This window comes from Rummeliibacillus sp. TYF005, assembly GCF_003844195.1.
Classification (GTDB): Bacteria; Bacillota; Bacilli; order Bacillales_A; family Planococcaceae; genus Rummeliibacillus.
This window is the reverse complement of the sequence record NZ_ML122542.1, coordinates 126,205-140,381: the sequence shown is the minus strand read 5'-3', so window position 1 is coordinate 140,381 and position 14,177 is coordinate 126,205. Positions and strand designations below refer to the sequence as shown.

Below are 14,177 nucleotides of genomic sequence, written 5' to 3'. Positions count from 1 at the left end.
TCTCTTAAAAAGAAAACCTAATGACATATATATTTATGTTATGTAGTTACTTGTAGTTTATCAAAAATTATTATGCATTGCGAAACATTTCTCTAAATTCAACTTCTATTAGGATCTAGGAGGTTGTATTTATAGATGGAATTATAGAAGCATAAAGAAAAAGCGGGACAAGCCCGCTTTCACAAAAGTGCATTTTATCGACGTAAGCCGAGTTTTGTAATGATTTCACGGTAACGTGGTACGTCATTTTCACGTAAATATTTTAATAAGTTACGACGACGTCCAACCATTTTGAATAAACCGCGACGAGAGTGGTGGTCTTTTTTGTGAACACGTAAATGTTCGTTTAAGTTGTTAATCTCTTCCGTAAGGACAGCGATTTGAACTTCTGGTGAACCAGTATCACTTTCGTGTGTACGGAATTCAGCAATGATTTCGTTTTTACGTTCTTTTGTTAGTGCCATCCTATTCACCTCCTAAAAATTGAAATATCCCCAATTACTGAGCAACACGTTGGTGATTCGATGTGCCAAGTAAAGGTTTAGTGATATGCGCAAACAAATCACTTTAAAAATATTAACATAAAGATGATGCTCATGCAACTATATTTAATTGGTTAAGTGAATTAGCAATGACTTAAATATTCCATTGCACTTTCTTTATCTAATTCAATTTGTGCCTTTAATGAATCTATCCCATCAAATTTTTTCTCGCCACGAAGATATTTATACCAATCCACTTTAACTTCTTCACCGTAGATATTCTTATCAAAGTTATTAATAAATACTTCAATAGTTAAATTCTTTTCATCAGGATTTTTAAATGTTGGTTTATACCCTACATTACATACGCCATCATGCCATTCATTTTGCACTTGTAATCTTACAGCGTATACGCCAATAGCAGGGATGAATGTTCCTTCAGCTTCTTGTACATTCGCAGTTGGAAAGCCAATTTGACGGCCACGTTTATCTCCGTGTACTACGATACCAGGAATTTGATAAGGTCTTCCAAGAAGTTCACGTACTAACTCCATATCTCCTTCTTTTAAGGCATGTCGGATACGTGTTGAACTAATCTTATCAGAATCCTGTTGCTGTTTTTCAACTATAGATACTTCGTAATCTCCATTACTCATTTCATGTAAATCCTTCATCGTACCACGTCCCATTGCACCAAATGTAAAGTCGAATCCTGCTGTAACATGTTTAATCGTTAAATTGCGAATAAATATATCAACAAATTGTTGTGGACTTAACTTAGCAAAGTCAGAAGTAAATCGGACAACAAACACAGTATCTACTTCAAGTTCTTCTAGTATTTCTAATTTTTGTTTTAAAGGCGTAATATAAAATACCTGTTCCTTACGTTGTCCTAACACAATCGATGGATGTGGATCAAACGTCATAACGGCTAATTTTAAATTTTTTTGCTCTGCTTGTTTCTTTGCTTGTTTAATAACAGCTTGGTGCCCACGATGAACCCCATCGAAGAATCCAATTGCTAAAGAATATGGGCCCTCGATTTTATCTGAACTGATTTGATAAGGGTACATCAGTTGAATAACTTTCATGCGACTGCCTCCTAATCAACTTTAGGGAACATTTTTTCTGGTTTCATAAGTCCCTTTTTCTCCGGATGCTTTACATAGACAGCAACCGCTTTGTCATTTTCCATATAAACTATTTTATCATGTTCTTCAAGAGAAGGATGCATTGGTAATACTTGACCATTTATAATTTTCTTATGATTTTCCGCTGTAATTTCAAACTGAGGGTAATCTATTAATGCATATTCTAATGGCTTAATACATTCGTTTAACTGACCATTTTCCATTAATTCCTGCAATTGAGCTAATGTGACACAATCCTCTTTTGTAAATGTACCAGATTTTGTGCGTACTAAAGAGGCCATATGCGCAGGATAGCCTAGAGCCTCACCTATTTGAACAGCTAATGTTCGAATATAGGTTCCTTTACTACAAGCAATGCGAACAGGGAAAGTAATTGTCTTTCCAAAATAATCTTGACGATCATCTAGTAATTGTAAAGAATAGATTGTTATTTGACGTGTAGGACGTTCAACTGTCTCTCCTTGTCGAGCATATTCATATAATTTGCGTCCATTTACTTTAACTGCCGAAAACATAGGCGGCGTCTGAGAAATTACCCCTGTTAATGAGTTTAGCGCATTTAATAGTTGCTCACGAGTAATATGCTTCTCTGTTGAATCTTCCTCTACAACTTCACCTTCCGCATCTTCTGTTGTGGTAGTTGTCCCAATCTCGATGATTGCTTCATACTCTTTTCCAGCATCAGTTAGATATTCAGCTAGTCTTGTAGCATTACCTATACAAATAGGCAATATGCCTTCAACACCAGGATCTAATGTTCCTGTATGGCCTACTTTTTTGGTATGTAAGATTTTACGTATTTTAAATACGCAATCATGAGAAGTCATACCTCGTTCTTTCCATAATGGAAGAATACCGTGCTGCATGAATGTTCACACCTTTACTTATAAAATACTTTAAAGTTAAACACTCTAATTTAAGAGATGTTGTCTTCGATAATTATATTAGAAAAAGCCTGCAAAAAATGAATCTGCAGGCTTTTTCGATTATTGCTCTTGTGAATCGTTAAGTTGACGTAACAATGTGTCAATTCGATTACCGTACTCAACAGATGAGTCAAACTCAAATGAAATTTCGGGTGTAATTCGTAAACGAATACGATGGCTAATTTCAGAACGAATAAAGCCTTTTGCTTTTTCAAGACCTTTCATAGTATCTTGACGTTCTCTTTCAGTACCTAAGCAAGTAATATATACAGTTGCTTGTTGTAAGTCACCAGTCACATCTACGTCTGTTACAGTAACAAATCCTACTCTTGGATCTTTTAACTTTCGGCTAATGATATCCGCAAGTTCTTTTTTCATTTGTTCTGCAACACGGTTAGAGCGCATTGACATAATCGTTTCACCTCAATTTCTATAAAAACTCTTGATGTATATTGAGACATTGCCATTCGGGATAAGATTCTAAAAAGGCAATTGCGCGTTTCAGTTCTTTTTCAGCCGCTTGTTGGGTAGAAGCAACAGAAACAAGTGCTAAGAGCGTTCTTTGCCAAACATCTTGATGATCAATTTCCGCTATAGAGACATTGTATTTTTGTTTTGTACGAGTAATCATACGTTGTAATACAGCTCTTTTCTCTTTTAGCGAATGCGCAGAAGGGATGATAAATTCACACTCTGCATAAACGATCATTAGCGTTTAATCTCTTCCATAATAAATGCTTCAATTTCGTCTCCAACTTTAATATCGTTGTAGTCTTTAACGGTAAAGCCACATTCGTATCCTTTTGCCACTTCTTTGGCATCGTCCTTGAAACGTTTTAAGGAATCTAATTCCCCTTCAAAGACAACAATACCATCACGGATGACACGAACGCCACTATCACGTGTTAACTTACCTTCAGTGACATAACCACCAGCAATTGTACCCACTTTTGAAACTTTAAATGTTTCACGAATTTCTGCAGAACCAATTACTTTTTCTTCGAATTCAGGATCAAGTAGACCTTTCATCGCAGATTCAATTTCTTCGATTACTTTATAAATGATTTTGTGAAGGCGAATATCTACACCTTCTGCTTCAGCAGCGCGTTTTGCATTAATATCAGGTCGTACATTGAATCCAATTACAATTGCATTTGAAGCTGCTGCAAGTGCGATATCTGATTCAGTAATTGCACCAGCACCCGTGTGAATGATTTTTACATTTACGCCTTCTACATCAATTTTCATCAATGAAGCTGCCATTGCTTCAACAGTACCTTGTACATCAGCTTTTACGATTAGATTTAACTCTTTCATATCGCCTTGTTTCATTTGTTCAAACAAGTTATCTAATGTTACACGTTGTTTTTCTGAACGTTGAGCTTGAATTGCAGTAGATTCACGAGCTTCACCAACTTGACGAGCTGTTTTTTCATCTTCAAAAACAACGAATCGATCGCCTGCTTGAGGCACTTCATTTAAACCAGTAATTTCAACTGGTGTTGATGGACCAGCAGATTTTACACGTCGACCCAAGTCATTGACCATCGCGCGGACACGACCGTATGTATGACCTACTACAATAGGATCACCAACGTTTAATGTACCGTTTTGTACTAATAATGTAGCAACGGAACCGCGTCCTTTATCTAATTGTGCCTCAATAACTGAACCTAATGCACGACGTTTAGGATTTGCTTTTAGTTCTCCTACTTCAGAAACTAGCAAAATCATTTCAAGTAATTGATCGATTCCATCACCTGTAAGTGCTGAAATTGGTACAAAGATTGTATCGCCACCCCAATCCTCAGGAATTAGTCCATGTTCAGTTAATTCTTGCATAACACGGTCAGGGTTTGCAGTAGGTTTATCCATTTTGTTTACCGCTACAATAATTGGAACTTCAGCAGCTTTTGCATGGTTAATCGCTTCAATTGTTTGAGGCATAACACCATCATCAGCAGCAACAACTAAAATTGTTAAATCTGTAATTTTGGCTCCACGTGCACGCATTGTTGTAAATGCTGCGTGTCCTGGTGTATCTAGGAAAGTGATTTTCTTACCTTTTACAACAACTTGATAAGCACCGATATGTTGTGTAATACCACCGGCTTCTCCTTCAGTTACTTTTGTATTACGAATAGAATCAAGTAATGTTGTTTTACCATGGTCAACGTGTCCCATAATTGTTACAACTGGTGGACGTTCTTGAAGATTATCTTGGTCTTCATTTTCGTCTTCTTCAAAATAAGTATCTAAATCTGTAATATCTATACGTACTTCTTCTTCTACTTCAACACCGTAATCAGCACAAATTAGTTCGATGGCATCTTGATCCAATTCTTGGTTAATCGTTGCCATTACACCAAGCATAAATAATTTTTTAATAATTTCAGAAGGTTCACGACCTAATTTTTTTGCTAATTCGCCAACTGATAAAGATTCAAAGAAAGTAATTTTTTCTGGTAATTCTTTTTTAACTGCAGGTTGTGGAGCTGGTTGCGGACGGTTTTTACGACGTTGTCCGCCATGAATGCCCGGTTTTCTTCTTTGGTTGAAGTTACGATTGCCACCTTGAGCATTTCCGTTTCGTCCACCGCGATTTTGGTTATTGTTACTATTTTTCGAATGACTTTGATTATTATTATTATTATTAGAATTATTTTTTGGTTTTGAATGATCTTTTGAGGTCGAATTATTATTCATGGTACTTCCTTGGGTATTTATTTGTTTTGTTTGAGCAGGACTATTTTTTCTTGCTACAGGACGAGTTCCTGGCTGTCCCTTTTGTTCACTTTTTTGTTGAGTGGTATGATTACTCTTTTTCTTTGAAAATATACCATCCAATTTGCCTATTGCGTCTTTTTCTAACATTGACATATGATTCTTTACGTCAATATGGAGCTTTGATAATTGTTCTATAACTTCTTTACTTGACTTATTTACTTGTTTCGCATATTCATGAACTCGTAATTTTGTCATGCATTCACCCCCGGTTAGATTTCGTTGAGTAGCTCAGACAGCTTTTTAGCAAATCCACTGTCCATAATAGCTACGGAAACTCTCGCCTCCCTACCAATAGCGTGTCCGAGAAAATCTCTTGTTGCAAACTCATGTAGCTCAACGTTAAAAGAATTACATTTATCTTGCATTTTTTTTCGTGTATTTTTCGAAGCATCCGTAGATAAAATCACAAGTTTTGCGTTTTGTCCTCGGACTTCTTTAATAACTTGTTCTTCTCCGGTAACGATTTTTCGTGCACGAGCTGCTAAACCCAATAAATTAAAAATTGCTTGTTGTTGATTCATGCCTTTTGTTCCTTACGAACGATTGCCAATAAATCATCAAATACTTCATCAGGAATTTTCACTTCAAGTTGACGTTCAAAGATATTTCTTTCTTTTGCCATTTTAATTGCATTTTCAGATTTTGAAACGTATGCACCACGGCCAGATTTTTTACCTGTTAAATCAACTGTTACTTCTCCCTCTTTCGAACGGACAACACGAATCATTTCTTTTTTGGGAAGCATTTCTCCTGTTGCGATACATTTTCTTAAAGGTACTTTACGATTGATCGGCATCAGAACTCACCTTTCTTCTGGCGTTAAGAGTTAATGAATAGGATATAAAATCCTACTAATTATTTTCACTCTTCTTATTCTTCGTCGTCTTTATATAAGTCCACTATTACATCTTCGTTATTATCATTTTCTTCATCGATATCTTTATAAACATCAGTTTGTGCTTCTTGGCGAGGATAAATTCCTAACTCTGTAGCATCTGTTTCACTTTTAATATCGATTTTCCAACCAGTAAGTTTTGCAGCAAGTCTTGCATTTTGACCGCGTTTACCAATTGCAAGTGATAATTGATAATCTGGTACAACAACTGTTGTTGACTTTTCTTCTTCGTTCACTTGTACATCTAGTACTTGAGAAGGGCTTAACGCATTGGCTACAAATACAACAGGGTCTTCTGACCATTCCACGATATCAATCTTTTCATCGTGTAATTCATTGACAATTGCTTGAACACGTGCACCTTTTGCACCTACACATGATCCAACTGGATCTACTTCTTCATTATGAGCTAATACAGAAATTTTAGAGCGATCTCCAGCTTCACGAGCGATAGATTTGATTTCTACAACACCTTCGAAGATTTCTGGTACTTCAAGTTCAAATAGACGACGTAGTAAGCCTGGATGAGTTCTTGAAACAAATACTTGTGGTCCACGTGAAGTTCGTTCAACTTTCGTAATATAAACTTTGATACGATCATGTGGTTTATATACTTCACCAGGAATTTGTTCGTTTTGAGGAAGAACCGCTTCAATTTTACCAATTCCTACATAAATGTTACGAGGATCTAAGCGTTCTACAACACCATTAATAATGTCATCTGCACGGTCTACATATTCTTCGTACACAATACCACGTTCAGCTTCACGGAAGCGTTGTGTAACAATTTGTTTTGCAGTTGTAGCAGCAATACGACCAAAGTTACGAGGTGTTTCTTCTTCTTCCACGATATCGCCTATTTCATAATTAGGGTTGATTTTTTTCGCTTCTTCTAAAGAAATTTGTAGACGTTCATCATCCACTTCATCAACAACATCTTTACGAGAGTATAAATGCATTGTACCTCGTTCTAAATTTAAGTCTACGCGGACATTTGCTGCTTGGTTATAATTCTTTTTATATGCATTAATAAGTGCTGCCTCAATTGCTTCGACGATAACCTCTTTTGAGATACCTTTCGCTTCAAGTGCATTAAGAGCACCGACTAATTCCTTACTCATTGACTATTTCACTCCTAAAGTTAACGTTCTGCTGAAAAATCGATTGCTAAGCGAGCTTTTGCAATTTTATCTTTCGGTATTAGAACTGTAATTTTTCTTGTTTTAATCTGTACAGCTAGCTCAGCGCCTTGGTCTGTATACGATTTTAAATACCCTTCAAATTCTTTCATGCCATTAATGGCTTCATATGATTTAATATGCACAAATTGACCGATTGACTTTTCAAAATCTGCATCTTTTTTAAGTGGACGTTCTGCTCCTGGAGAGGAGACTTCAAGAAAATAATTTTGTTCAATTGGATCAACTTCATCCAATTTAACACTTAATAATTCACTTACTTGTGCGCATTGTTCAATGTCAATGCTTCCTTCAGGAGTATCCACATAAACGCGTAGAAACCAATCACGACCTTCTTTGACAAATTCTACTTCAACTAACTCAAGATTCAAGCTTTCTACAATTGGTGTTACGAGTTGTTCTACTTCAGTTGTAACTTTGCTCATACAATCCTCCTGCCTTACTAAGTTGTCATAACAACAGAAAAGAGCGGGAAATCCCACTCTTTTGCTGTCGTACTATCAACAAATAATTGACTAAATAATAACACAATCGAGTAGCAAATGCAACTAACCCTAGAAAAGGGATAGCTGGTTAGCATCTGGCATTCCTTCTAAACAACCTAATTTATCCATATACTCTATCAATGATTTTGAAACGCGGCCTCGAATTTGTAAATCTTCTTTAGAAAGGAATTCTCCTTCTTCTCTAGCTTTTACAATCGAATATGCTACGTTATTTCCTAAACCTGGTATTGAGTTAAATGGTGGTATTAAGCTCTGACCATCAATTACAAATTCAGTTGCTTTAGAACGATACAAATCTACCTTTTGGAATGACATTCCACGTTCGCACATTTCAAGCGCTAACTCTAAAACAGTCAACAAACTTTTTTCTTTTGTTGATGCTTCTAAACCTTTCGCTTCAATTTCTTCAATATGCGCACGAATCATTTGTGGACCATTGACCATAGCTATTAAATCAAAATCATCAGCACGTACAGTAAAATAAGCACAATAATATACAATCGGGAAATGTACTTTAAAGTATGCGATACGAACAGCCATTAATACATAGGCAGCAGCATGGGCTTTCGGGAACATATATTTTATCTTTTTACATGACTCAATATACCATTCTGGAACGCTTTCTTTTCTCATGGCTGCTTCCATTTCTTCTGTTAGCCCTTTCCCTTTACGAACATGTTCCATAATTTTAAACGCTAAAGATGGTTCAAGTCCTTGATAGATTAAATAAACCATAATATCATCACGACAACCGATAACTTCAGATAAAACACAAGTTCCATTTTCGATTAACTCACTTGCATTTCCTAACCAAACATCCGTACCATGTGATAAGCCTGAAATTTGAACTAATTCTGAGAAAGTGGATGGTTTAGTTTCTTCTAACATTTGACGTACAAATCTTGTACCAAACTCAGGTATTCCAAGAGTACCTGTTTTACAATTAATTTGTTCAGCTGTAACTCCTAGAGATTCAGGACCAGTGAAAATTTTCATCACTTCTGGATCGTCTGTTGGAATTGTTTTAGGATCAATACCTGTTAAATCTAGAAGCATACGAATTACTGTCGGGTCATCATGTCCAAGAATATCAAGTTTTAAAACATTATCATGAATAGAGTGGAAATCGAAGTGTGTTGTTCGCCACTCGGCATCTTGTGCATCTGCTGGGTATTGGAATGGTGAAAAATCGTAAATATCCATATAATCTGGTACAACGATAATACCACCTGGATGCTGACCAGTAGTTCGTTTTACGCCTGTACAACCTTGTACAAGTCGATCCACCTCTGCACCACGAAGATTCATATTATGATCTGCAGCATATCCTTTTACATAGCCATAGGCGGTTTTCTCTGCAACTGTACCTATAGTTCCGGCACGATATGCATAATCCTCTCCGAACAAAACTTTCGTGTAGTTATGTGCACGAGGTTGATAACTACCACTAAAGTTTAAGTCGATATCAGGAACTTTATCCCCTTTGAACCCTAGGAATGTTTCGAACGGAATATCATGTCCATCTTTTTTGTAATGTGCACCACATTCAGGACAATCTTTGTTAGGTAAGTCAAATCCTGAACCTACAGAACCATCATTAAAGAATTCAACATGTTGGCAATTTGGACAAATATAATGTGGCGGTAATGCGTTTACTTCTGTGATTTCCATCATTGTGGCAACAAGCGACGAACCTACAGAACCACGCGAACCTACCAAATAACCATCACTTAACGATTTTTTTACAAGCTTATGTGCGATTAAATAAATAACTGAGAAACCATGTCCAATAATTGATCCTAGTTCTTTTTCAAGACGCGCTTCTACAATTTCTGGAAGATTAGGTCCGTAAATTTGATGAGCCATATTATAACTCATTTCACGAACAGTTTCTTCTGCCCCTTGAATACGAGGTGTATATAATTTGTCTTTTACTGGTACCACGTCACCAATCATGTTGGCTATTTTTTGTGTATTAGTAACAACGATTTCTTTCGCTATATCATCACCTAAAAACGCAAAATCTTGGAGCATTTCGTCTGTTGTTCTTAAGTGAACTTTTGGTAGTTCGTAGCGATTTAATGGATTAGCCCCACCTTGTGAACGTAGTAGGATCTTGCGGAATATCGCATCATTTTCACTTAAATAGTGTACATTTCCTGTTGCAACAACTGGTTTGTCCAATTTCTTTCCGATTTTCACGATTTTTCGAATGATATCTTCTAAATTCCATTCATCTCTGATCAACTCAGCCTCAATTAATGGTGCATAAACGTCTTTTGGATGTACTTCTAAATAATCATAGAATTTAGCAACTTCCATTGCTTCATCCATCGACTTTTGCATAACTGCCGTGAAAAACTCACCTTTATCACAAGCTGTTCCCACTAATAATCCTTGTCGATATTTTTGTAAAGAGGAACGTTTAATCCGAGGTACTCTGTAAAAAGTTGATACATGTGATTCACTTACTAACTTAAACAAGTTCTTTAAACCATCATTATCAATAGCTAAAATAGTACAGTGTGTTGGACGAGCTCTTTTATAAGCATCTCCTCCACCTATATGCTTATTAAAATCATCATGATATTTTATATCGTGTTCATCGGCTTCTTTTAATAAATGCAATAATAGATAACCTGTCGCTTCAGTATCATAAATGGCACGGTGATGTTGAGTTAAATCAATATTGAACTTTTTACATAAAGTATTTAAACGGTGATTTTTCATCTCCGGATGTAAAAAACGGGCAAGTTCAAGTGTATCAATAACAGGATGATGAAAACTATCTATTCCTGCTTTTTTATATGCCTCATATAAGAAACCAATATCAAACGTTGCGTTATGCGCTACAACAATACTATCGCCAATAAAATCATGGAATTTCGCAATCATATCGACTACTTCTGGAGCATCTTTGACCATATCATCCGTTATGCTCGTTAATTCTATTGTAGTTGCAGAGAGTGGATGATGCGGATTAGCAAAACTTTCAAATGTATCAATAACTTCTCCGTTCTTAATCTTTACTGCTGCAAGTTCAATAATCGTATCATATGCTGCTGATAATCCTGTTGTTTCCACGTCGAATACGACAAATGTATCTTCTTCAAGTAATCGATGTTGATCATCATAAGCAATTGGCACTCCATCGTTAACCAAGTTTGCTTCTACACCATAAATAATTTTTATCCCATGTTTTTTGCCTGCATTATATGCATCTGGGAAGGATTGGACGGCAGCATGATCGGTAATGGCTATTGCTGGGTGTCCCCATTTAGCCGCTTGACCTACAAGAGAATCGACAGATGATACAGCATCCATTTGACTCATTGGTGAATGTAGATGTAGCTCCACACGTTTTTCATCATCAGGAGCTTTGTCCAGTTTGACTGTTGGTTTAATCTCCATTATATCTTGTGCCATTACGATAAGATCGCGTACAAAAGTATCATTTTGAACAGAACCACGTACTTTTACCCACATACCCTTTTTAGCCATTTGCATAAGTGCTGCATCTTCTTTATCTCGAGAAAACATTTTGACTAAAATAGAGTCCGTGTAGTCAGTTAATTTGAGCGTTAATAATGAACGTCCACTTCTTAACTCTTTCACTTCAGCATCAAATACAAACCCTTCAATGACAACACGACGTTCTTCATCTTGGATTTGATGAATTTCCATCAAGGCTTCATCTGGTTTGATAGGAATCCCCAATTGGAATGGACGATTTGCTATTTCATCTAAATCTGTATGCTCTTGTTTTTCCTGTTCTCGTTTTTGCATATCCATTACTGCTTGCTGTGCAAATTCAGCTTCTTCTTTTCGGCGTTGTTCGAGGAATGCTTGTTGTTGGGCAGCTAAGTCTTCTGTTATTTCTTTTAATTGAAAGTCAACAGCCATATACGGAAAACCAAATTGTTTATAAGCATTTGAAATAACTTCAGCATATTTCGTCTTCAATGTCCTCATTTGAAAATCTTGTTGACAATTCAGCATTAGTTTTTGACCGTTCCATTGTGGGAATTGTTTTGCTAACTCTTCTCTTAATGGTGGGGACATTTCTTCAATATCCTCAACAATCTTGAGCCAATAATCAGAGATTAGCTGTTCAGATATGTCTTGTTGAATAGTTTCTATATCAACAAATACACTTGCAATTCGTGAAAATGCCGCATCTAACCTCATTTGAAAATCTTGAAATACTCTAAAAGGTAATATATTTTGTAATTTCAATGAAAAGCGCCAAACACGATCCTTTTTGTGTACAGTCATGCGTGTCATTTCAGCATCTGTAAAAAAGGGCATATATACATCTTCAGTCATGTTGATTTGTTGTAATAAAAGCTGAAATTTTAGTTTTGAATCTTGTTCGTTTGCCATCTTTCCACCTACTTTCTTAAATTTTCTATTTTAACAAGCTTCTTCTTTTACTTTTTTAAATAAAGAAAAGAAAGCACAAATGTACTTTCTCCTCTAAAAGAACTTGTTTTAATCGCAAATATTATTCAGCGTGAAAAAAGTTATTTAAACGATCAACTAGTTCTTCTTTCGCCCATTCAAAAGTTTCTCCTGTTTGTCGGAATTTCACTTCAACAATTCCTTCAGAAGCTTTTTTACCAACTGTTACTCGAACTGGTAAACCGATTAAATCGGCATCTGCAAATTTAACGCCTGCACGTTCTTTACGATCATCATATAAAACTTCATAGCGATATGATTGTAGTAGTTTGTATAAATCTTCTGTTAAGCCTTTTTGAGCTTCGTCTTTTTCATTGACAGAGATTAAATGAATATCATATGGTGCTATTTGTTTTGGCCAAGCAAATCCGTAGCTATCTTGGAATTGCTCTGCAACTGCTGCCATTACACGAGAAACACCAATTCCATAACATCCCATGATAAATGGTTTTGCACGACCATTTTCATCTAAGTAAGTTGCTTTCATAGATTCACTATATTTAGTGCCTAATTTGAAGACATGTCCAACTTCAATACCTTCTGCAAATTTAATCGTTCCTTTGCCGTCTGGAGTTGGATCACCAACTTGTACAAATCTTAAATCTTCATATCGGTCAATAGCAAAGTCTCTTCCAGGGTTAACATTTACATAATGATAACCATCTTCGTTTGCACCGCATACACCATTGCGAATTGATTTAATAGCATTGTCAGCTATTACTTTCACATTAACTGGTAGTTTCACTGGACCAAGTGAGCCTACATGGCTATTTAGTAATTTGAAAATAGCATCATCTTCAGCTAATTCAACAGATTCTGCATTTAGTGCATGTTTTAGTTTAATATCATTGATTTCATGATCACCACGTGCAAGCACAACAACTAATTCATCATCAACATTAAATACTAATGTTTTAATGCATTGTTCAGCTTTCACATTTAGGAAATCAGTAATTTCGTCAATTGATTTTTGATCTGGTGTAGCTACCTTTTCAAGTGCTTTCATTTCTTCACCTGAATGAGTATAATCTACGTTTACTTCAGCCATTTCGATATTAGCTGCATAGTCTGTTTCATCAGAATACGCAATTGTATCTTCACCAATTTCTGATAACACCATAAATTCATGTGTATCAGTACCACCAATTGAACCAGAATCTGCAATAACTGCACGGAATTTTAAGCCAAGACGAGTAAAGATGTTATTATATGCTTTTACCATAGCTTGGTATGTTTCATCTAAGCTTTCTACACTCGCATGGAAAGAATAAGCATCTTTCATCACAAATTCACGACCACGTAATAAGCCAAAACGAGGACGTTTTTCATCTCGGAATTTAGTTTGAATTTGATATAAAGTTAATGGTAATTTTTTATAAGATTTAATCTCATCACGTACTAATGATGTAATAACTTCTTCGTGTGTTGGACCAAGCGCAAATTGACGGTCATGGCGATCAGATAATCGCATTAACTCTGGACCATAGGCTTCCCAACGTCCGGATTCTTGCCATAATTCTGCTTGTTGCAATGATGGCATTAGTAATTCAACAGCTCCAGCTGCATCCATTTCTTCACGAACAATTTGTTCTATTTTTTGTAACACTTTTATACCTAGAGGTAAGTATGAATATACACCACTTGTATTTTGACGGATAAAACCTGCACGTAATAAGAGCTGATGAGACTTAACGTCTGCATCAGCAGGTACTTCGCGCAAAGTAGGGATAAATGTTTTGCTTTGTTTCATTATAAAAACCTCACTTTGAG

Annotated in this window: 12 protein-coding genes; all 12 read right to left on the bottom strand. The window is 36.1% G+C overall.

Annotated elements, in window-relative coordinates:
* Window positions 1–194: 194 nt before the first annotated feature.
* The 12 genes from rpsO to CW357_RS02555 all read right to left on the bottom strand — a co-directional run bounded on the left by rpsO (window position 195) and on the right by CW357_RS02555 (window position 14,157).
* Complete coding sequence (gene rpsO / locus CW357_RS02610) at window positions 195–464, bottom strand: 30S ribosomal protein S15 (RefSeq protein ID WP_119414332.1); 270 nt, start codon at window positions 462–464, stop codon at window positions 195–197.
* A 161-nt stretch (window positions 465–625) separates the two neighbouring features.
* Entirely contained in the window at window positions 626–1,573 is a 948-nt protein-coding gene (locus CW357_RS02605) for a bifunctional riboflavin kinase/FAD synthetase (protein ID WP_119414331.1), read from the bottom strand.
* An 11-nt stretch (window positions 1,574–1,584) separates the two neighbouring features.
* Window positions 1,585–2,499 (bottom strand): tRNA pseudouridine(55) synthase TruB, encoded by a 915-nt coding sequence (gene truB / locus CW357_RS02600; RefSeq protein ID WP_119414330.1) that lies wholly within the window; start codon window positions 2,497–2,499, stop codon window positions 1,585–1,587.
* Between the two features lie 120 nt (window positions 2,500–2,619).
* Complete coding sequence (rbfA, locus tag CW357_RS02595) at window positions 2,620–2,970, bottom strand: 30S ribosome-binding factor RbfA (protein ID WP_119414329.1); 351 nt, start codon at window positions 2,968–2,970, stop codon at window positions 2,620–2,622.
* 19 nt (window positions 2,971–2,989) lie between these two features.
* A complete protein-coding gene (locus tag CW357_RS02590) occupies window positions 2,990–3,268 on the bottom strand; it encodes a DUF503 domain-containing protein (protein WP_124217265.1) in 279 nt (92 codons plus the stop codon).
* A complete protein-coding gene (infB, locus tag CW357_RS02585) occupies window positions 3,268–5,541 on the bottom strand; it encodes a translation initiation factor IF-2 (protein WP_124217264.1) in 2,274 nt (757 codons plus the stop codon). The genes CW357_RS02590 and infB overlap by 1 nt, the downstream gene beginning before the upstream one ends.
* Before the next feature lie 14 nt (window positions 5,542–5,555).
* Complete coding sequence (locus CW357_RS02580) at window positions 5,556–5,867, bottom strand: YlxQ family RNA-binding protein (RefSeq protein ID WP_119414326.1); 312 nt, start codon at window positions 5,865–5,867, stop codon at window positions 5,556–5,558.
* Entirely contained in the window at window positions 5,864–6,142 is a 279-nt protein-coding gene (rnpM, locus tag CW357_RS02575; RefSeq protein ID WP_119414325.1) for an RNase P modulator RnpM, read from the bottom strand. Before rnpM ends, CW357_RS02580 begins: the two co-directional genes overlap by 4 nt.
* A gap of 74 nt (window positions 6,143–6,216) precedes the next feature.
* Window positions 6,217–7,362 carry a transcription termination factor NusA gene (gene nusA, locus CW357_RS02570; RefSeq protein ID WP_119414324.1) on the bottom strand — a complete coding sequence of 382 codons (1,146 nt, stop codon included), beginning with the start codon at window positions 7,360–7,362 and terminating at the stop codon, window positions 6,217–6,219.
* A gap of 20 nt (window positions 7,363–7,382) precedes the next feature.
* A complete protein-coding gene (rimP, locus tag CW357_RS02565) occupies window positions 7,383–7,865 on the bottom strand; it encodes a ribosome maturation factor RimP (protein ID WP_119414323.1) in 483 nt (160 codons plus the stop codon).
* 129 nt (window positions 7,866–7,994) lie between these two features.
* A complete protein-coding gene (locus tag CW357_RS02560) occupies window positions 7,995–12,329 on the bottom strand; it encodes a PolC-type DNA polymerase III (RefSeq protein WP_119414322.1) in 4,335 nt (1,444 codons plus the stop codon).
* A gap of 121 nt (window positions 12,330–12,450) precedes the next feature.
* Window positions 12,451–14,157 (bottom strand): proline--tRNA ligase, encoded by a 1,707-nt coding sequence (locus CW357_RS02555; RefSeq protein WP_119414321.1) that lies wholly within the window; start codon window positions 14,155–14,157, stop codon window positions 12,451–12,453.
* Between the last annotated feature and the right edge of the window lie 20 nt (window positions 14,158–14,177).

Excerpts from the sequence above, each read along its gene's own strand:
- rpsO (WP_119414332.1), bottom strand. The coding sequence starts at position 464 with ATGGCACTAACAAAAGAACGTAAAAACGAAATCATTGCTGAATTCCGT.
- CW357_RS02605 (WP_119414331.1), bottom strand. The coding sequence starts at position 1,573 with ATGAAAGTTATTCAACTGATGTACCCTTATCAAATCAGTTCAGATAAA.
- truB (WP_119414330.1), bottom strand. The coding sequence starts at position 2,499 with ATGCAGCACGGTATTCTTCCATTATGGAAAGAACGAGGTATGACTTCT.
- rbfA (WP_119414329.1), bottom strand. The coding sequence starts at position 2,970 with ATGTCAATGCGCTCTAACCGTGTTGCAGAACAAATGAAAAAAGAACTT.
- CW357_RS02590 (WP_124217265.1), bottom strand. The coding sequence starts at position 3,268 with ATGATCGTTTATGCAGAGTGTGAATTTATCATCCCTTCTGCGCATTCG.
- infB (WP_124217264.1), bottom strand. The coding sequence starts at position 5,541 with ATGACAAAATTACGAGTTCATGAATATGCGAAACAAGTAAATAAGTCA.
- CW357_RS02580 (WP_119414326.1), bottom strand. The coding sequence starts at position 5,867 with ATGAATCAACAACAAGCAATTTTTAATTTATTGGGTTTAGCAGCTCGT.
- rnpM (WP_119414325.1), bottom strand. The coding sequence starts at position 6,142 with ATGCCGATCAATCGTAAAGTACCTTTAAGAAAATGTATCGCAACAGGA.
- nusA (WP_119414324.1), bottom strand. The coding sequence starts at position 7,362 with ATGAGTAAGGAATTAGTCGGTGCTCTTAATGCACTTGAAGCGAAAGGT.
- rimP (WP_119414323.1), bottom strand. The coding sequence starts at position 7,865 with ATGAGCAAAGTTACAACTGAAGTAGAACAACTCGTAACACCAATTGTA.
- CW357_RS02560 (WP_119414322.1), bottom strand. The coding sequence starts at position 12,329 with ATGGCAAACGAACAAGATTCAAAACTAAAATTTCAGCTTTTATTACAA.
- CW357_RS02555 (WP_119414321.1), bottom strand. The coding sequence starts at position 14,157 with ATGAAACAAAGCAAAACATTTATCCCTACTTTGCGCGAAGTACCTGCT.